This is a genomic window from Streptomyces sp. NA02950 (assembly GCF_013364155.1).
GTDB lineage: Bacteria > Actinomycetota > Actinomycetes > Streptomycetales > Streptomycetaceae > Streptomyces.
In genome coordinates this window covers 5,951,681-5,969,758 of record NZ_CP054916.1, presented here as the reverse complement: position 1 = coordinate 5,969,758, position 18,078 = coordinate 5,951,681, and the positions used below count along the sequence as shown (strand labels likewise).

Sequence of the window (18,078 nt, the reverse complement as noted above, 5' to 3'; positions counted from 1 at the left end):
CGCGGTCGGCCGGTCAGGGACCGGCCGGGCGGTCAGACGTCCGCGTCCGGCAGGCCGTAGGCGTCGGCGATCAGCTCGTAGGAGCGCAGCCGCGCCGCACGGCCGTGCGCCGTGGACGTGATCATGAGCTCATCCGCCCCGGTCCGCTTGACGAGCCCGTCGAGACCCTCTCGGACCTCGTCCGCCGTTCCGTACACCACGTTCGCCAGCCAGCTGTCCACGAAGTCGCGCTCCAGCTCGCTGAACGGATACGCCTCGGCCTCCTCCGGGGTGGGGACCAGGCCGGGACGGCCGGTGCGCAGCCGGATCATGGACAGCGCGCCGGTGAGCACCTGGCGGTGGGCCTCCTTGCCGTCCTCGGCCGCGAGCGCGGAGACACCGATCGAGGCGTACGGCCGGTCCAGCACGGCGGAGGGGCGGAAGGTCTCGCGGTACAGGTCGAGCGCGGGGAGGGTGTTGGCCGCGGAGAAGTGGTGGGCGAAGGAGAACGGCAGACCGAGGGTGCCCGCGAGCTGGGCGCTGAACCCGCTGGACCCCAGCAGCCACACCGAGGGCCGGTCCGCGGACTGCACCCCGCCGGGGACGGATCCCTGCACGGGCCCGGGCACCGCATGGATCCGGGCGTAGCGGTGGCCGTCCGGGAAGTCGTCGTCGAGGAACCGGATCAGCTCGGCGAGCTGCTGCGGAAACTCGTCGGCGCCCTCGCGCAGCCGGTCGGTGCGGCGCAGCGCGGCGGCGGTGGCGCCGTCGGTGCCGGGCGCCCGGCCGAGCCCGAGGTCCACCCGGCCGGGGGCGAGCGCCTCCAGCGTGCCGAACTGCTCGGCGATGACGAGCGGGGCGTGGTTGGGCAGCATCACCCCGCCCGAGCCGAGCCGGACGCGCTCGGTGTGGGCGGCGAGATGAGCGAGGATCACGGCCGGGGAGGAGCTGGCGACACCGGGCATGGAGTGGTGCTCGGCCACCCAGAAGCGGTGGAAGCCGCGGCGCTCGGCGAGCCGGGCGAGGGAGACGGAGGTCTTCAGCGCCTGGGCGGCGGTCACTCCGCTGCCCACGGTCGCCAGATCCAGCACCGACAGGGGTACGGGCGCACTGCCGAGGGCTTCGCCCCGCACGGTGTCGCGCTGTTCGTCTTGCCGGTCCCGCTCATCGGCCACGGTGGCCCGCCTCCCTGGTCGCTCTCTTCCGCGGGGCTTCCGCCCCTGCCGCCGGGACCAACCGGAGAACGTCTCCGGTTTATTCCCGGTGATTCCCGGGTCCGCCGCCGCCACGGCGGACCCGGGAAACCGCGCCGGACCCGGGACGTCACGCCGGGCCCGGGAAGCCGCGGCGGGCCCGGGGGCGGGGCGACCGGGCTAGACGGTACGGGACGCGCGGCGCCGGTGCAGTGCCACCGCCGTGCCCATGCCCCCGGCCACCACCACCCCGGCCGCGATCCCGACCGGCAGGACGGAGGAGGTGGCCTTCCGCGCGAGCCGCCGCTCCCCGCCCAGGTCGGCGCCCGCGATCGGGACGTCGTCGGGGGCGGCGAGGGCCGTGGTGGTGTAGTGCGGGGCCCTGTGCACCGAGTCGACCGAGCCGTCCGGCTTCAGCAGCAGCTGGGTGTTGTTGGGGTGCCGGAAGTCGAACAGTCCGGAGAGCGGCTTCGCCCGCTCGTCGAAGGAGTGGTCACCGATCCGGCCGGTGTGCCAGTTGTCCTCGATGAAGCGGGTGATGGATGCCTGCTCGGTCTGGGTGTGGTCCACCTTGTTGGCCTTGCTGTACGGCGAGATCACCAGCAGCGGCTGACGGGTGCCCGGACCGCAGCGGTCCTGGTAGCCGCCCGCGGCCTCGGGGCCCGACTGGCAGGCGGGGCTGTCGGTGGCCTTGCCGTCGGAGCCCGGGGTCTTGTCGGCGGAGCCGTTGCTCACCTTCGCGTAGGCGTGGTCGTACCAGCCGTCGCTGTCGTCGTAGGCGACGACGATCGCGGTGTCCTTCCACTGCGGCGACTTCTGGATCGCGTTGATCTGCTTGATCAGGAAGTGCTGCTCGTCCACCGGGTCGGAGTAGCCCGCGTGGCCGTCCTGGTACTCGGCGGCCTTCAGGAAGCTGACGGAGGGCAGGCGGCCCGCCGAGAGCGCGGCATGGAAGTCGGTGAGGTCGTAGTTGTGGTTGGCCCGGCCGCGGTGCCCGATCTCCCGGACGCTCCTCGGCGGCAGATGGTGCGGATTGGCCGTGGACTTGTAGTACTGGAAGGGCGCGTGGTGCGGGCTGTAGTCCACCGAGGCCGCCCCGCCGACATTCTCATGGGTGGTGCCGCCGCACTTGGCATAGTGGCCGTCCTCGCCGTCCCAGGCGGTGCTGGGCCGGAAGCCGCCCTGGAACCAGCCCCAGCTGACGCCCCTGGTGTTGAGCAGATCGCCGATGTTCCTGCCCTTGAGCCGGGCCAGGGCGTTGTCGCTGGTGTGGTCCTTGTTGGAGCAGTCGTCGAAGGCCGGGTCCGGGTCGTTGATCATCGTGCCGACACCCTTGGCGTCGGGCGAGGCAACGGCGTACTTGTCCGGGGTGTCGGTCTGTTTCGGGTCCTCGGTGCTGGACTTCGGATCGGTGGAGATCACGCCATGGGTCTGACCGGAGACCAGCTCGATGGCGCCGGGGCTGGAGGGGCCGTACGCCGAGCTGAAGGACCGGTCGCTCATGGCGTAGTGCTGGGCGTAGTTCCACAGCCCGGTGACCGTGTTGCCGTCGTAGTAGTCCATCACCAGACCGGGCTCGCCGAACAGCCCGGTGCACTTGCTGACTTCGGTGTTCTCGACGTACTTGTCGGCCTTGCCGCCGTGGGCCGCGTACTGCTCCGGGCCGTAGTTGTGGTTCTGGTCGCAGGTCATCGCCTGGGAGGGAGCAAGCCGCTTGGGCTTGTAGAGATTGGGGTTCTTGTCCAGCAGGCCGGCGTGGGCCAGGGTGTCGATGTTCTTCGGGGTCTCCTTGGCCGGGGTGAACCTCGTGCCGTCGGTGTTGGCGGCCTTGGGGTAGGTGCCGAAGTAGTGGTCGAACGAGACGTTCTCGTCGAAGATCACCACCAGATGCTTCACCGGGGTGCCGGTGTGCCCCGGGCCCTTGGCGGGTGCGGCCCAGGCGGGGGCCGCACCGCCCATCGCCACCAGGGCCGCGGCGCCGGCCAGGGCGCCCCAGCGCCGGGTGCGACCGGCCCGTCGGCCGCCTGCTGATCCTGCTCTCCCGCCCATGCCATCCCTCCACACCGTCCACACCGTTCGCATGTCACGCATGTCAACGCCCGCGCCGATCCTGGGCCGCCGAGCGAACCCTCCGATGGAATCCGCGGAGGCCACCGGATGAAAGGGGGCCGGAAAAACACAAGAGAATCTTGAGGTGTTCTTGACCGGCCGGTGAGCCGACACTCCGCCGCCGATCAGGACAGAAGGGTGCGTCCCCACCAGTCGGCCCGGTCCCTGACTCCGGGCAGCACGAAGAAGTAGCCGCCGCCGAACGGGGTGATGTAGTCCACCAGCGGCTCCCCCGCCAACCGCCGCTGCACCGCCTCGAACTGACGGACCGGATCCTGCTGGTAGCAGCAGAACAACAGCCCCATGTCGAGATTGCCGTTGCTGTCCATGCCCCGGTCGTAGTTGTAGGCGCGGCGCAGGACGCGCTGGTCCTCGGTGGCCGCGGTACGCGGATTGGCGAGCCGGATATGGCTGTCCAGCGGGATGACATCGCCCTTGGGGTCCTGGGCGTACCGCGGGACGTCGGACTCGTGCTGTCCGTCCAGCGGGGCGCCGGAGTCCCGGCTGCGGCCGAACATCCGCTCCTGCTCGGGGAGCGAGACCCGGTCCCAGAACTCCACCAGCATCCGGATCAGCCGGATGACCTGGTAGCTGCCGCCCACCGTCCAGCCCGGCTCCCCGGTGCGGGCGCCGGTCCACACCAGACGGTCCATCGACCGGGCGTCCCCGGGGTCGGGGTTGGCGGTGCCGTCCTTGAACCCCATGTGGTTGCGCGGGGTGCCGGACGGGCGCGGCGGGCTGACGAAGCCGTCCATCCGCCAGCGCACCTGGAGGGCGCCCCTGGTGTGCCGGGCGATGTCCCGCAGCGCGTGCAGCACGGTGTCCTGGCTGTCGGCGCACAACTGGAGGCTCAGATCGCCGTGGCACCAGCCGGGGTCGAGGTCGTCGTCGGGGAAGGTGGGCATGGTGCGCAGCCGCCGGGGCCTGTGGCCCTCCAGTCCGTAGCGCCCGTCGAAGAGCGAGGCGCCCACACCGACCGTGGTGGTCAGCCGGTCCGCGCCCACCTGGGGGCCCAGGGTGCCGGAGTCGGCCGGCGGCGCGGTGATGCCGACCGGGTCCGGGGTGCCGCCGGTGGTGAGAAAACGGCAGCGGTCGGTGAGGGTGCGGAAGAGGTCGGTCAGCTCCGCCCGGTCCTCGGCGGTGGCGTCGAAGGAGATGACCGCGGTGGCCCGCTGGGGCGGGGTGAGGATCCCCGCCTGATGCGCCCCGTGGAAGGGGACACGGGCCGGGGTGTCCTCGCGCGCGCCCGGTTTCGCGGCGGCCGGGACCGCCGCCGAACCCGCGACCGCGCCGACCGTGCCCGCCGCCGCGCCCCGCAGGAATCCGCGCCGCACCACCTCGCTCACCGGTTCCTCCGCGGATCCATCAGGGCCGCCACCTCGGCCAGCCGTTCCACCAGTGCGCCGGTGTCCGCGTTGAGCTTCTGCCGCCGGGCGCGGCTCAGCTCGTCCACCGGGGTCCAGCCGTCCCCGTGGTGAGCGGCGTCCAGGGTGTGCCCGGTGCGGTCCAGCCAGGTGTCCAGCTCGGGCAGCCCGGGGTCACGGGGCTTCAGCACCGGGCGCAGATGGCGCAGCACGGCCCGGGTGCCGTCGAGGTTGGCGCGGGCGGTGGCAGGTTGCTGCCGCTGCCGTAGTCGGTGCGTCCGGTCAGCTCGAACTCCACGGTGTTCTCCATGATTTCGTGTGCCCGCAGCCCCAGGTCGGCCGGGTCCATCCGCTGATCGGGCCACTCCTTGCGCAGGGCGCGGACATCCCGGTCCAGCCGGTCCGCGTAGCGGCGCAGCGCACCCGCGGACTCGCCGTGCCACAGGCCGTACTCGATCCGGTGGAAGCCGGTGAAGTCCGGGTCGCGCCGCCCTCGGGGCAGCCCGGCGGTGGTGCCGTTGATGGCGCCGTCGGCCTCGCCGAAGGTGCCGTAGGCGGCGCCCATCCGCTCGTACACCAGGTGGGCGGGCAGCCAGGCCGCGCGGGCGGCGGCCAGATCCTCGCCGCGGACGGCCGAGCGCAGCGCGTCCGTACGCCGCACCAGATCGTCCATCCGGTGCTGGATCCACTTCTGGTAGCCGATGGCCGGGGGGATCAGATCCTGCTGGGTGACCGGAAGGGCGGCCGGGCCGCCGCCGCTCGCCGGTCCGGCCACGGTGACGGTGGGCCCGGTCACCCCGCCCGCGTCCTCCGGCAGACAGCGGAAGGCGTACGACCCGCCGCCGAGGGTGACCCGCAGCGGACGGCTGGTGCCGGGGCCCAGTCCCTCCACCTCTCCGTACACCGCGCCGTCGGCCGCGTCGGTGAGATGGACCTCGGTCGCCCTGCTGGAGGTGTTCCGCAGATCGAAGACCTGCTTGCCCCGGTGCGGATGGCTCCACCCCCGGCCGCAGCGGCCTTCGGACACCTCCACGGAGGTGTGCCGCAGACCGTCGGATCCGATGGCGGACGTGGCCCGGTGGCCGTCCGGGTCACCCCCGCCGAGAGCGAGCGATCCGGCCGCCACCGCCGCGGCGGCCGCCACCGCACCGGCAATCAGCCAAAGGCGGCGGGGTGAGGAACGGAGAGCAGGAGGACGCACGGCTGCATGCTAGACACACCCAACGCGGCGGAAGCCACCATCAGCAGGGAAAATCGGGAACCCGAACTCCGCGGACACCCATGCCCGTTCCCCGTTTCCTCCGGCCCCGTCAGCGCCCGGCTTTGGCGAACAGGGTGCCCAGCCGGTCATGGACCGGCTCACGGTCCAGCAGCCGCAGCCCCTCCCAGACCGTGACCTGGTTCGCCGTGAGCACCGGCTTGCCCAACTCCTCCTCCAGATCGGGCAGCCAGGCGGCGGTGTGCAGAGCGGTGTCCGGCAGCAGCACCGCCTGCGCCTCGGGGTGGTCTCCGGCGCGCGCCAGATGCAGCACCTCGTCACGGCCCCAGGTGCCGACCTCCGCGGCCGTGATGATGCCGCTGCCCCGGGTGGAGACCACTTCCGCGCCCGCCGCCTTGAGGAAGGCCCGGAAGTGCTCGGCGACGTCCTCCGGATAGGTGGCGGCGATGGCGACCCGCTCGGCGCCGAGCGCCTGCACCGCATGGGCGAAGGCGAAGGAGGTGCTGGAGGCGGGCAGCCCGGCCGTCTCCCCCAGCTCGCGCACCTGCTCATGCGCACCCTCCCAGCCGAAGACGAAGCTGGCGCTGGTGCAGGCCCAGACCACGGCCTGGGCGCCGCGCTCCTTCAGCTCGCTGACCCCGGCCGCGAGCCGCCGCGCCGACCCCATCTCCAGCAGCGCGTCCACCCGGTGGGCGTCCTCACCGATATCGGTATGGACCAGAGGGAGCCGGACGTCGTCGCCCAGGATGCCCTCCAGGCGCGGATAGTCGTCCTCGGCGGAATAGCCCGGGTAGAGAAAGCCCACCGTGTCCAGGACCGGGCGCGTCGTGTCCGCTACCACTAGCACTGCCTCCTAACCGGCGGCGCCGTGAGCGCCGCCCCCTGCTCTGACACTTCTTGTACACCGCGGACACCCGCCGGGTTCCCTCTCACCCGGCGGACCCGTCCCGCACCCTCGGAACGGTCCGGGCACCGACCGAGGGGCCATACGAGTGACCGCCCGGCCCCTCACCACCGGTTCACCCGGTTCACCCGGTTCACCCGTTCTCCCGGCACCTCACACCGAGGCACCTCACACCGAGGCACCTCACACCGACGGCGGGCCGCCGGTGTCGTCGAGGTACGGGCCCTCCCCGATCCCGGAGCCGAACCCGGGATCCAGCCCGTCCCCGGGGTCCAGGTCCGGCCCCGGTGAGGCCGCACCGGCCAGCGCCGCCTCCGGCTCCGGCTCGGCGTCGGCCACCTGCTCCGCGACCGGAGCGGCCAGCGACGACGCGGACATCCCCGCCGGACCGGACCGGGCGGCCGGGTCGAGCAGGGCCTGGTACGGCCCGACGGCCTGGGCGCCGATCCTCCGCAGCGCCGCCCACATCGTCACCTGGTTGGCGGACAGGACCGGCATCCGCAGCTCCGCCTCGAGCTGCGGAATCACGTCGTACGTCGGCAGGTTGGTGCAGCTGATGAACAGCGCGTCGGTGGCTCCGACCACCGCCTCCCGCGCCATGTCGACCACATCGCGGTAGGGCACCTTCCAGATGTGCCGGGTCAGTCCGAGGTAGGCCCGCCCGGTGACGGTGATGCCGCCCTCGCCGAGGTAGTCCTCCAGCGAGTCGGTCACCGACCGGGTGTACGGCGTGACCACCGCTATCCGCCGCGCGCCGATCTCGTGCAGCGCCTCCAGCAAGGCGCCCGAAGTGGTCAGCGAGGGAAGTTCCCCCGCATGGGTCATGGCCGCGCACATCGCGCGCTCGCCGGCCACACCGCCGACGAAGCTGCCGGAGGTGCAGGCGTAGGCCGCCACCTCCGGTGCGACCGCGCTCAGCGCCCGCACCGCGTCCTGCAGGGTCTCGTGCTCACTGACGAGGCGTGCCAGGTCGAGGCTGACCTCCACCGGCACGAAAGGAGTCCGGGTGAGGTGCAGGGAGACCTCGTCCGGCACCCAGCGCCACAGCTCTCGGTCGAGAGCGAAGTCGAACGGTGCTACGACGCCCACGCCGAGCTGCGGCTGTGGGCCACCGAGGAAGGAGACGTCCATATCGAGCCCCAAATCAGAACGGAGGGCTGGACCATTGGCCAGAGATACAGAAGAAGCCGGCCTGAGGCCGGGACGCCGGAACAGATGCCGTTGTTGACGACGGTAGTTTCCGCTGCCTAGCGTGGTCAATCCTGCAAATTGAGGCGCCTGCCCAGGCATGGTTCAGCCAAACCCATCCACGTTTCGAAACGGTTTCCCGCCTATGTCCGAAAGCACTGTGGTCGTCTTCGGCGACCAGCCTCCGGTCCGGCTGGACCGGCTGGCCGGCCGGGCCCGGGTCGTGGTCTGCGACGAGGACTCCCTGCCCGGAGCACTTCCCACCGCGGATGTGCTCCTGGTGTGGGACTTCACCTCCGACGCGGTCCGCGACGCCTGGCCCGGCGAGGGGCCCCGGCCGCGCTGGGTGCACACCGCGAGTGCGGGCGTCGACCGCCTGCTGTCCCCCGAACTGACCGCCTCCGACACCGTGCTCACCAACGCCCGCGGTGTCTTCGAGCAGCCGATCGCCGAGTACGTCGCGGGCCTGGTGATCGCCATGGCCAAGGATTTCTACGGGAGTTGGGAGCTGCAGCGGCAGCGCCGCTGGCAGCACCGCGAGACCATGCGGCTGGCCGGGAGCCGTGCGGTCGTGGTCGGCGCGGGCCCCATCGGCCGGGCCATCGGCTCCACCCTGGCCGCGCTCGGCGTGGTTGTCGACCTGGTCGGGCGTACCGCGCGGGAGGGGGTGCGCGGCGGCGACGAGCTGCCCGAGCTGCTCTCCCGGGCCGACTGGGTGGTGTGCGCGGCACCGCTCACCGAGTCCACCCAGGGAATGTTCGACCGGACCGCGTTCACCCGGATGAAGTCCACCGCCCGGTTCATCAACGTCGGCCGCGGCCCCCTGGTGATCGAGAAGGACCTCACGGACGCCCTGGTCGCCCGGCAGATCGCCGCCGCGGCGCTGGATGTCTTCGAGCACGAGCCGCTGGCCGCCGACGACCCGCTGTGGGATGTGCCGGGGCTGTTCGTCTCGCCCCATATGAGTGGTGACACGGTCGGCTGGCGTGATCACCTGGCCGAGCAGTTCCAGGACAACTACGACCGCTGGGCCGCGGGCGAGCCGCTGCTCAACGTCGTCGACAAGCGACTCGGATACGTACCGGTGGACTGAACGCACGACCCCGAACGGAGAGTTGGATGACCGATATCCACGCCCTGACAGCGGTTCAACTCCTGGAACGGTACGCCTCCGGTGAGCTGTCCCCCGTCGAGGCCACCCGGGCCGCCCTCCAGCGGATCGAGCAGATCCAGCCCGAGGTCAACGCGTTCTGCCGGCTGAACGCCGAGGAGGCGCTCCGGCAGGCGGAGGACTCCGCCGAGCGGTGGCGGCGCGGTGTCCCCGTGGGACTGCTGGACGGGGTGCCGGTGTCGGTGAAGGACATCCTGTTGCAGCGTGGCGCGCCCACGCTGCGCGGTTCGCGGACCGTGCGCCCGGAGGGCCGGACGTGGGACGAGGACGCGCCCTCGGTGGCCCGGCTGCGGGAGCACGGCGCGGTGTTCGTGGGCAAGACGACCACCCCGGAGTTCGGCTGGAAGGGTGTCACGGACAGCCCGGTCCACGGGGTGACCGGCAATCCGTACGACCCGGGGCGGACCGCGGGCGGCTCCAGCGGCGGCAGCGCGGCGGCGGTGGCGCTGGGCGCGGGTCCGCTGAGCCTGGGGACGGACGGCGGCGGCTCGGTCCGTATCCCGGCGTCCTTCTGCGGCATTTTCGCGTTGAAACCCACCTACGGGAGGGTTCCGCTCTATCCGGCGAGCGCCTTCGGAACCCTGGCCCATGTCGGGCCGATGACCCGGGACGCGGCCGACGCCGCGCTCCTGATGGACGTCATCTCCGGTGCGGACTGGCGTGACTGGTCCCAGCTGGCGCCTCCGCCGGAGGGCGGTGCGGGCTTCCGTGACGCGCTCACGGCGGGCGGCGGCGGGGTGGACGGGCTGCGAGTGGCCTACAGCCCCGCGCTCGGCGGTACGGCGGCGGTGGACCCGGAGGTGGCCACGGCGGTCCGGCGGGCGGTGGATCTGCTGGAGCGGCTGGGCGCGGTGGTCGAGGAGATCGACCCGGGGTTCGAGGATCCGGTGGAGGCGTTCCACACGCTGTGGTTCAGCGGTGCGGCCCGGGTGGTGCAGCCGCTGAAGCAGGAGCAGTGGGAGCTGCTGGACCCGGGGCTGCGCGAGGTCTGCGCCCAGGGGGCGGCGTACAGCGCGCTGGACTATCTGGCGGCGGTGGATGTGCGGATGGCCCTCGGGCACGCCATGGGCCGCTTCCACTCCGCGTACGACCTGCTGGTCACCCCGACCATGCCGATCACCGCCTTCGAGGCGGGGGTCGAGGTGCCGCCGGGTTCGGAGCACACCCGGTGGACCGGCTGGACCCCGTTCACGTACCCGTTCAACCTCACTCAGCAGCCCGCGGCGTCGATGCCGTGCGGACTGTCCTCGGAGGGGCTGCCGATCGGGGTGCAGCTGGTGGGCGCGCGCCATGCGGACGCGCTGGTGCTGCGCGCCGCGCACGCGCTGTACGAGGCGGGCCTGGCGGACGGCGTACGGCCGCCCGCCGCCTGAGCCCCGCCGGTCACGGAACCGCCGGGGCGGCGCCCCGGTACGAACTCGCCGGGGCGTCTTGGTGCGCCGGACGGACCGACCGGGTCCGTCCGGCGGTACGTCATGCCCGGCGGAAGTTCAGGGTCTCCCCCAGCGCCCCGGCCCGCCACAGGTCCTGGCAGGCGTCGGCCATCCGGTCCAGGCCGTCCACGACGGTGCCCCACACGATGCCGGGCACCCATCCCGCGTCACCGTTGATCAGCAGGTTGTTCCGCTCGTAGAAGAGCGCGAGGTCGATGACCTGGTTACGGCCCTGGTGCTTGGCGTCCGTCTCGTAACCGTAGGACTTGGTTCCGAGCTGGGTGTCCGTGAAGGTGAAGTAGCACAGATCGCCCGGGATCGGGGTGATCGTCGGATTCTCGAGCGGGGGCTCTTCCGGCGCGAACGGCGGCAGCAACGTGTAGATCTCGTTCCGCGCGTACTTGGCGTGGTACACATCACCTCCCAGGGGCAGCGCGTTCCAGACCGCCTCACAGGTGAGCGGCGCACGATCGTCAAGGAGTTTCGCCGTGCAGGTCACCCCGCGCTTGTCGAGCGAGACCTCGATGAACCGGTCAGCTCGGTCAACCATGGACATTCCTCCAGGTCAGTTCGGAGTCAATGCTGTCGTAGGGACATACCCAGCATCAGCTACATCAAGGGCTGGAAACAGCCTGCATACATTTCTCCGAGTCGGGTAGTCGCGCGCCCATGGCTCCACCACGTGGGAAAGACATCGAAAGCAGAGGAAAAGGGCTCGCGCGCCGGTCGCTACTGGCCGGCGGCGCGGCCCTGGGTCTGCTGGGCGCGGCCGGCTGTAGCCGGGTGTCCAGCTCTGGTGCCAAGGACGGGGGCAATCTGCTGGAGCGGCTGCGGTCGCAGGGCACGGTACGGCTGGGAATCGCGGGGGAGATCCCATTCGGCTATATCGACAAAAACGGCGATTTCACCGGCGAGGCACCGGAGATCGCGAAGGTCATCTTCAAACGGCTGGGCGTGGACAGGGTCCAGCCGGTACCGACCGAGTTCGGGTCATTGATCCCGGGTCTGCGATCGCAGCAGTTCGACGTGGTGTCGGCGGGGATGTACATCAATTCGGAGCGCTGCGCTCAGGTGATCTTCTCCGACCCCGACTACCGCATGCGTGACGCGTTCATCGTGCGCAAGGGGAATCCGAAGAATCTGCACAATTACCACGACATCGCGAAATCAAAGGCCAAGATGGCCACGGGCACCGCTTATGCCCAGATCGGCTACGCGGAGGCCGCCGGAGTGAAGCAGAGCGACATGCTGATCCTTCCCGATCAGCTGGCCGGTCTGCTGGCCGTGGAGCAGGGCCGGGCCGATGTCTTCGCGGGCACGACGGTGACCGTCCACAACGTGGTGAAGCAGCGGAACAGCCGTCGGGCGGAGGCGACCGAGCCGTTCCAGGCGTACGTGGACGGCAAGCCGGACATCGGGGCGGGCGGCTTCGCCTTCCGACCGGAGGAGACCGCGCTGCGCGACGCCTTCAACAAAGAGCTGCACAAGTTGAAGAAGAGCGGCGAGCTGCTGAGGATCGTGCGGCCTTTCGGCTTCACCAAGGAAGAGATGACCGATCTGACCGCCGAGGAGCTGTGCAAATGACAGCCGGGCTGTGGGAAAACTGGCTTCTCCCGGGCGTCTGGATCACCATCCAGCTGACCCTGTACAGCGCCGCCTTCGCCACCGTCGTGGCCTTCGGCATAGGGCTGGCGCGCAGGTCGCCACTGTGGATCGTCCGCTTCCTGTCGGGCTTCTACGTGGAGGTCTTCCGCGGCACCTCGGCCCTGGTGCTGATGTTCTGGCTGGCGTTCGTGATGCCGCTGGCCTTCCACTGGCAGCTGTTCCCGATGTGGGCGGCGGTCCTGGCACTGGGTCTCACCTACGGGGCCTACGGCTCGGAGATCGTGCGCGGTGCCGTCGCGTCCGTGGCTCCGGCCCAGCGCGAGGCGGCCATCGCGCTCAGCTTCACCCCCGCGCAGCGGATGCGCCGGGTGATCCTGCCGCAGGCGATACCCGAGATGATCCCGCCCTTCAACAACCTGCTCATCGAGCTGTTGAAGGGGACGGCGCTGGTCTCCGCGGTGAACGTCGCCGACATCACCTTCGCCGGTCAGCTCTCCCGGCTGGCCACGGGTGAGAGCGCCCAGATCTACTCGCTCATCCTGGTCATGTACTTCGTACTGGCCTTCGTCCTGACCCGGCTGATGCGGCTGCTGGAGCGGCGCGCCAAGGCGGGCATCGGGCAGATCCCGGAGAAGCGCGGCGGTGCGCTGGTGACCCGGAAGCTCTCCGCCCGCCAGGAGACCGAGCAGTCGTCCAACCTGATCACGGGAGGTGGGGCCCAGTGAACTGGAACTGGGACGTAGCCAAGGACTTTCTCCCGGAGCTGGGCGAAGGACTGCGGATCACGCTGGAGGCCACCGCCCTCGGCTCGGTGCTGGCGTTCGCGCTGGGCCTGGTGTGGGCGCTGGCCTTCCGCTCCCCCACCCGCTTCGTACGCTGGCCGGTGTCGGCGGTCGTGGAGTTCGTCCGCAACACTCCGCTGCTGGTGCAGCTGTTCTTCTTCTTCTATGTGCTGCCCACCTGGGACATCAAGTTCTCGGCGCTGACCACCGGTGTGATCGCGCTGGGGCTGCACTACTCCACCTACACCGCCGAGGTCTACCGGGCCGGTATCGACGGTGTGCCGGTGGGCCAGTGGGAGGCGGCCACCGCGCTCAGCCTCTCCCGCAGCCGCACCTGGATGGCGGTGATCCTGCCGCAGGCGATCCGCCGGGTGGTGCCCGCCCTGGGCAACTACGTCATCGCGATGCTGAAGGACTCCCCGATGCTCGCGCTGATCGGTGTCGTCGACATGCTGCAGAAGGCTCGGGCCGAGGGCTCCTCGTCCTTCAACTACATCGAGCCGTTCACCATGGTCGGCATCGCCTTCATCCTCATCGCCTATCCGGCATCCCTTCTTATGCGAGCCCTGGAGCGTCGTCTTGGCCACTGAAACCGACCACACGAATCCTGCCGTGGACGGCAGTGAACTGATCCGCTTCGACCAGGTGACCAAGCGCTTCGGCGACAACGTCGTCCTGGACAACCTGGACTTCTCGGTCTCCTCGGGCAAGCACGTCACCCTGATCGGCCCGTCCGGCTCCGGCAAGACCACGATCCTGCGGCTGCTGATGACCCTGCTCAAGCCCGATGAGGGCACGATCAAGGTCGACGGGGACTACCTCACCCACGAGGACAAGGGCGGCAAGCTGGTCCCCGCGGGCGAGAAGCACACCCGCGAGGTGCGCAAGAAGATCGGCATGGTCTTCCAGCAGTTCAACCTCTTCCCCAATATGCGGGTGCTGCGCAACATCACCGAGGCCCCGGTGCACGTGCTGGGGCTGAGCAAGGACGAGGCCGAGACGCGGGCGCGTGAGCTGCTCGACCTGGTCGGCCTCGGCGACAAGTGCGACTCCTATCCGACGCAGCTGTCCGGCGGACAGCAGCAGCGGGTGGCGATCGCCCGGGCGCTGGCCATGCGCCCGCAGGTGATGCTCCTGGACGAGGTGACATCGGCGCTGGACCCGGAGCTGGTGGCCGGGGTGCTGGACGTCCTGCGCGACATCGCCCACACCACCGACATCACCATGCTCTGTGTCACCCATGAGATGAACTTCGCCCGGGACATCTCGGACGACGTGCTGATGTTCGACTCCGGCCGGGTCATAGAGTCCGGTCCGCCGGAGAAGATCTTCACCGAGCCGGAGCACGAGCGGACCCGCGAGTTCCTGAGCGCGGTGCTCTGACCGCTCCGCGGGAAGAGCCACGAGGTGCCGTCAGTCGTCTGCGGCTGCGTCGTGGCTGGTCGTGCGGTTCCCCGCACCCCTGCGGGGCGCGGGGAACCGCACCGGAGACAGCATGCCCCCGCCGTGATCGGCGAGGGCATGCTCATGGCATATGCCAACGAGATACCCCGCTGCTGACGAGGTGCGCCCACCCGGTCAGAATGCTCAACACCGGCTCCATGAGCCGCCCTTGGCGGCTATCGTGGAAAGCCGCGCCGTGCGGGCGCGGCCAGCGGTCACAACCTGCGAGGGGGGACACCGTGGCGCTCAAGCCCGAGCCGACCGCGCCCATCCACTCGGTGCAGCATGCCCTCCGCATCCTGGAGGTCGTCGCCCGGCACTCCGGCGGCGTGGACGACACCGCCATCGCACGTGAGACCCGCCTGCCCGCCCACCAGCTCACCGATCTGCTGCGGATGCTGCGCCGCGAGGGCTATGTGGAGCAGATCGGCGACGGGGCGTACATCGGCGGCGAATCCCTGACGCTGCTCGGCTCCGCCGCCGCCGAACGCGTCCACGCCGTGGAGAACAAGCTCCAGCGGTCGCTGGCCGCACTGCGCGACTCGGTGGGGGCGGCCGTCTACCTCAGCCGCTACGTCGACGGCGAAGTCAAGATCACGCAGTACGCGGACGGCCCGCGGATGCCCAAGGTGAACGAGTGGGTGGACTTCCGGTCCGCGGCCCACGCCATGGCGGTCGGCAAATGCCTGCTCACCCAGCTCGACCACGACGGCCGCCGGGACCACCTCTCCCGCCACAAGACGGTACGGCTCACCTCGCGCACGACAACCAACGAGAAGGTGCTGTTCCGCAAGCTGGACAGCCAGCCCGCCACCGTGCCCGTGCTCGACCTCCAGGAGTACGCGATCGGCACCGTCTGCGCCGCCGTGCCGATCACCGCGGGCCGCTCGGTCGGCTGCCTCGCCCTCTCGCTCCCGCTGGAGCACGCCCACCGGCTGCGCCAGGCGGCCTACACGCTGAACCGGGAGGCGGCCCCGATGCTGCTCTCCCTGACCATCTGAGCGCGGCCGATCGCATGCCACGGCCGGTGGTCGGGAGCACCCTCCTGGACCAGGTAGTATTTACGTCGTCAGCAGGCGCCGCTAGCTCAGTTGGTTAGAGCAGCTGACTCTTAATCAGCGGGTCCGGGGTTCGAGTCCCTGGCGGCGCACCGATGATCAAGTAGCTGACCTGGGCGTTCTCGGTTTTCCGAGAACGCCCGGCTGCGTTTCAGCGTGCCCCGCCGCGGACCTCCAGCGAGCCCAGCAGCTCCCCGGTGGCCGCGGTGACCGCCTCGACCGCGCGGTCGAACGCCTCCGCGTTGTGCGCGGCGGGCTGCCGGAAGCCGGAGATCTTGCGCACGTACTGGAGCGCCGCGGCGCGCATGTCCTCCTCGGTCACGGTCTCGGCGAAGGGCGGGCGGAGTGTCTTGATGGATCTGCACATACGTCCGACGGTACGCCGCGCCACCGACAGCGCCCCCGGCCGGCGACCAGGCCCCGGCCCCCCGCCCCACACCTCCGTAGCCCTCAGCCCAGCAGCAGCCCGCCCACGGTGACGGCCGGGACCTGGTCACCGCGCACCGCGACCGCCGCGTGGTAGCCGGGGGGCGCGTCGACGTCGGCGAGCGCCCAGCCGTCCGGGCCGGGCGGCGCGTCCGCGGGCGCCAGCCCCTCCGCCAGGCCGACGTGATGGGTGCGCAAGCCCCCGGGCAGTCCGGTGCCGATGCCCTTGAGATACGCCTCCTTGCGCACCCAGCAGCTGAGGAACGCCTCCTCCCGCAGGTCCTCGGGCAGCGCGTCGATCGCCGCCCGCTCCCCGGAGTGCAGCTGGCCGATCAGCCCGGTGAGCCGGGTACCCTCCCGCCGGGGTTCCCGCTGCTCGATATCGGCGCCGACGGTCACCCCGGCGACCGCGTAGAGCGCGGCGTCCCCCGCGTGGGAGAGGGAGAAGCACAGGGTGGGGTCCCCGGCCAGGGCGGGGCGGCCGTGGGGCTCGTCGCAGTCCGGCATCCCGCAGGTGTCCCGGGTGAACTCCACCTCCGCCGGACCGGTCCCCAGATAGCCGCCGAGCAGCGTCCGCAGCCCCACGTGCGAGGCGACGTAGCGCTCCCGCAGCGTGGGGTGGCGGAAGCGCGCGGCGCGCTCGCGCTCCCGCTCGTCCAGCATTCCGGCGGCCTCCTCGGCGGCCGCGACGGCGGGCGGTATCCGCAGCAGCCAGACCGCCACCTCCCCCGGGGCGGGCCGGTCCTCCGGGCGGGGCAGGGCACGGGCCGGACCCCAGGACCCGGGATTCCGGGTAGGGTCGGCCGGGCTGGTGAACGGCACTGTTCGGCTCCTCCGCACAACTCGTCGCCATCCGGCGTCCCGTCGGGACGACGGTACAGGGGCGAACCCGGCTCACCCGTCCGGCGGCACGGCAGGAAGCTGCCGTGGCGGCCCGCCCGTCCGGGTCCAACGCCCTTGGGGCGACGCGGTGTTGCCTTGGCGGAACACTCGGTGAGTTAGGACACGTTCACCTCGCGGAGGACCCGGTCACCGGCGCCGCGGCACTACGATCGCGCACGTCCGTGCACAACCGGTGATGGGGGTTTTCGACATGGCGACGGGATTCCTGACGAAGGCGGCCTCCGCGGCCACCCTCCCGGTGGCACCGCTGTACGGCGCGTTCCTCTCGTACTTCATCTATCACCCGCCCCGCAAACGCCACCACAAGACCCCCGCCGACCTGGGCATCGACAGCACCGAGGTCACGGTGGAACTGGACGGGTTCAAGGGCCGCGGACTGCATGTCTGGCTCTGCCCCGGCGACCCCCAGCGGGTGGTGGTGCTCGGCCACGGGCTGGGGCTGAGCAAGTCAGCGAGCCTGGCCCAGGCCAAACTGCTGCACCAGGCGGGCTACACGGTCGCCCTCTTCGACCACCGCAACCACGGCAGGAGCGTGGCCGACCGGGCCTGCTGGGGCATGAGCGAGCGTCATACGGACGACGTGGTGGCCGTGGTCCGGTACATGCGCTCACAGGAGGAGTACGCCGCGGCGCGCATCGCCATCTACGGCTTCTCCATCTCCACCTTCCCCTCGTTCTACATGCTCCGCAGGGGGCAGGACTGCCCGGTGGACGCGGTGGTCTGCGACAGCGGCCCGGCACTCGAACTGGCACCGCTGTTCCGCAACTTCGTCGCCTCCGACGGAGTGCCGGTCCCGGGCCCGCTGCGGGCCGGCCCCTCGCGCACGGTGCTGGAGAAGGTCGCCTCGTCGGCGGCGGTGGCGATGCTGCGGGTGCAGTGGCCCCCGGCGGCCGAGGACGCGTACGAGCGGACGCCCATGCTCTTCCTGGCCGGTGAGCTCGACACCATGATCCCCGCTGCCGGGGTGCGGGCGCTGGGCGAGCGCTATCCGCTGGCCGAGGTGCACACCCTGCCGGACACCGAGCACCTCCAGGGCATCAAGACCCAGCCGGACGTCTACGCCGACACGGTCCTGGGCTTCCTGGACCGCACCCTCAAGGACTAGTGCCGCGTCCGATCGGGCTCAGTTGGTCTTCAAGGGGCGAACGGATCGTACGGTGTCTCCCCCGCCCCCGTTTGCGGGGGAGAACCGGTCCAACAGGCTCTCCATGGTCCGTCACCACCGACTCCGCGCCCAGCCCCTGGCACGAAGATGCCAGAGAAAACGGCAGGCTCCGGCCCTCCCCGGGCGGGAGCCTGCC

Annotated in this window: 16 protein-coding genes, 1 tRNA gene and 1 pseudogene; 9 read left to right on the top strand and 9 right to left on the bottom strand. The window is 70.9% G+C overall.

Annotation, left to right across the window (positions count from 1 at the left end):
• Positions 1–32: 32 nt before the first annotated feature.
• From HUT19_RS26160 to HUT19_RS26135, 6 genes and pseudogenes are all read right to left on the bottom strand, one after another.
• Complete coding sequence (locus HUT19_RS26160; RefSeq protein WP_176182806.1) at positions 33–1,154, bottom strand: LLM class flavin-dependent oxidoreductase; 1,122 nt, start codon at positions 1,152–1,154, stop codon at positions 33–35.
• 198 nt (positions 1,155–1,352) lie between these two features.
• The gene (locus HUT19_RS26155; RefSeq protein ID WP_176182805.1) at positions 1,353–3,221 is read right to left on the bottom strand and encodes a phospholipase C; all 1,869 of its coding nucleotides are present in this window, start codon (positions 3,219–3,221) and stop codon (positions 1,353–1,355) included.
• A 185-nt stretch (positions 3,222–3,406) separates the two neighbouring features.
• Entirely contained in the window at positions 3,407–4,627 is a 1,221-nt protein-coding gene (gene efeB / locus HUT19_RS26150; RefSeq protein ID WP_176182804.1) for an iron uptake transporter deferrochelatase/peroxidase subunit, read from the bottom strand.
• Positions 4,624–5,846: pseudogene (locus HUT19_RS26145) on the bottom strand (EfeM/EfeO family lipoprotein). Before HUT19_RS26145 ends, efeB begins: the two are co-directional and overlap by 4 nt.
• 109 nt (positions 5,847–5,955) lie before the next feature.
• Positions 5,956–6,678, bottom strand: a complete 723-nt coding sequence (locus tag HUT19_RS26140) for an aspartate/glutamate racemase family protein (protein ID WP_176187312.1) — start codon at positions 6,676–6,678, stop codon at positions 5,956–5,958.
• Between the two features lie 273 nt (positions 6,679–6,951).
• Entirely contained in the window at positions 6,952–7,899 is a 948-nt protein-coding gene (locus HUT19_RS26135; protein WP_176182803.1) for a decarboxylase, read from the bottom strand.
• Positions 7,900–8,101: 202 nt separating this feature from the next.
• On the opposite strand from HUT19_RS26135, the gene HUT19_RS26130 reads away from it, so the two are divergent.
• Positions 8,102–9,049: a D-2-hydroxyacid dehydrogenase gene (locus tag HUT19_RS26130; RefSeq protein WP_176182802.1), complete on the top strand. Its 948-nt coding sequence runs from the start codon at positions 8,102–8,104 to the stop codon at positions 9,047–9,049.
• A 26-nt stretch (positions 9,050–9,075) separates the two neighbouring features.
• Entirely contained in the window at positions 9,076–10,500 is a 1,425-nt protein-coding gene (locus HUT19_RS26125; protein WP_176182801.1) for an amidase, read from the top strand.
• Between the two features lie 100 nt (positions 10,501–10,600).
• Here the strand turns inward: HUT19_RS26125 and HUT19_RS26120 are convergent, their stop codons facing one another.
• Complete coding sequence (locus tag HUT19_RS26120; protein WP_176182800.1) at positions 10,601–11,110, bottom strand: DUF3830 family protein; 510 nt, start codon at positions 11,108–11,110, stop codon at positions 10,601–10,603.
• 119 nt (positions 11,111–11,229) lie between these two features.
• Between HUT19_RS26120 and ehuB the strand changes: the two genes are divergently transcribed.
• The 6 genes from ehuB (at position 11,230) to HUT19_RS26090 (ending at position 15,540) form a co-directional block, all read left to right on the top strand.
• Positions 11,230–12,144 carry an ectoine/hydroxyectoine ABC transporter substrate-binding protein EhuB gene (gene ehuB / locus HUT19_RS26115; protein ID WP_176182799.1) on the top strand — a complete coding sequence of 305 codons (915 nt, stop codon included), beginning with the start codon at positions 11,230–11,232 and terminating at the stop codon, positions 12,142–12,144.
• Entirely contained in the window at positions 12,141–12,890 is a 750-nt protein-coding gene (gene ehuC / locus HUT19_RS26110) for an ectoine/hydroxyectoine ABC transporter permease subunit EhuC (RefSeq protein ID WP_176182798.1), read from the top strand. The genes ehuB and ehuC overlap by 4 nt, the downstream gene beginning before the upstream one ends.
• Positions 12,887–13,537, top strand: a complete 651-nt coding sequence (ehuD, locus tag HUT19_RS26105; RefSeq protein ID WP_176182797.1) for an ectoine/hydroxyectoine ABC transporter permease subunit EhuD — start codon at positions 12,887–12,889, stop codon at positions 13,535–13,537. Before ehuC ends, ehuD begins: the two co-directional genes overlap by 4 nt.
• Before the next feature lie 22 nt (positions 13,538–13,559).
• Positions 13,560–14,330, top strand: coding sequence for an ectoine/hydroxyectoine ABC transporter ATP-binding protein EhuA (gene ehuA / locus HUT19_RS26100; protein ID WP_176187310.1), 771 nt, complete (start codon positions 13,560–13,562; stop codon positions 14,328–14,330).
• A gap of 299 nt (positions 14,331–14,629) precedes the next feature.
• Positions 14,630–15,391 carry an IclR family transcriptional regulator gene (locus HUT19_RS26095; protein ID WP_176182796.1) on the top strand — a complete coding sequence of 254 codons (762 nt, stop codon included), beginning with the start codon at positions 14,630–14,632 and terminating at the stop codon, positions 15,389–15,391.
• Positions 15,392–15,466: 75 nt separating this feature from the next.
• Positions 15,467–15,540: transfer RNA gene (locus HUT19_RS26090), tRNA-Lys, on the top strand.
• A 59-nt stretch (positions 15,541–15,599) separates the two neighbouring features.
• Here HUT19_RS26090 and HUT19_RS26085 read toward each other — a convergent pair.
• Positions 15,600–15,815 carry a DUF2277 domain-containing protein gene (locus tag HUT19_RS26085; RefSeq protein ID WP_176182795.1) on the bottom strand — a complete coding sequence of 72 codons (216 nt, stop codon included), beginning with the start codon at positions 15,813–15,815 and terminating at the stop codon, positions 15,600–15,602.
• An 83-nt stretch (positions 15,816–15,898) separates the two neighbouring features.
• A complete protein-coding gene (locus HUT19_RS26080) occupies positions 15,899–16,696 on the bottom strand; it encodes a 4'-phosphopantetheinyl transferase superfamily protein (protein ID WP_254885792.1) in 798 nt (265 codons plus the stop codon).
• 271 nt (positions 16,697–16,967) lie between these two features.
• Between HUT19_RS26080 and HUT19_RS26075 the strand changes: the two genes are divergently transcribed.
• On the top strand, positions 16,968–17,882 hold the full coding sequence (locus HUT19_RS26075) for an alpha/beta hydrolase (RefSeq protein ID WP_176182794.1): 915 nt from the start codon (positions 16,968–16,970) through the stop codon (positions 17,880–17,882).
• Positions 17,883–18,078 lie beyond the last annotated feature (196 nt).

What these genes read in the sequence shown, in the direction of transcription:
- HUT19_RS26085 (WP_176182795.1), bottom strand. Translation starts at nt 15,815, where the DNA reads ATGTGCAGATCCATCAAGACACTCCGCCCGCCCTTCGCCGAGACCGTG.
- ehuC (WP_176182798.1), top strand. Translation starts at nt 12,141, where the DNA reads ATGACAGCCGGGCTGTGGGAAAACTGGCTTCTCCCGGGCGTCTGGATC.
- HUT19_RS26155 (WP_176182805.1), bottom strand. Translation starts at nt 3,221, where the DNA reads ATGGGCGGGAGAGCAGGATCAGCAGGCGGCCGACGGGCCGGTCGCACC.
- HUT19_RS26120 (WP_176182800.1), bottom strand. Translation starts at nt 11,110, where the DNA reads ATGGTTGACCGAGCTGACCGGTTCATCGAGGTCTCGCTCGACAAGCGC.
- HUT19_RS26135 (WP_176182803.1), bottom strand. Translation starts at nt 7,899, where the DNA reads ATGGACGTCTCCTTCCTCGGTGGCCCACAGCCGCAGCTCGGCGTGGGC.
- HUT19_RS26075 (WP_176182794.1), top strand. Translation starts at nt 16,968, where the DNA reads ATGGCGACGGGATTCCTGACGAAGGCGGCCTCCGCGGCCACCCTCCCG.
- ehuB (WP_176182799.1), top strand. Translation starts at nt 11,230, where the DNA reads ATGGCTCCACCACGTGGGAAAGACATCGAAAGCAGAGGAAAAGGGCTC.
- HUT19_RS26125 (WP_176182801.1), top strand. Translation starts at nt 9,076, where the DNA reads ATGACCGATATCCACGCCCTGACAGCGGTTCAACTCCTGGAACGGTAC.
- HUT19_RS26130 (WP_176182802.1), top strand. Translation starts at nt 8,102, where the DNA reads ATGTCCGAAAGCACTGTGGTCGTCTTCGGCGACCAGCCTCCGGTCCGG.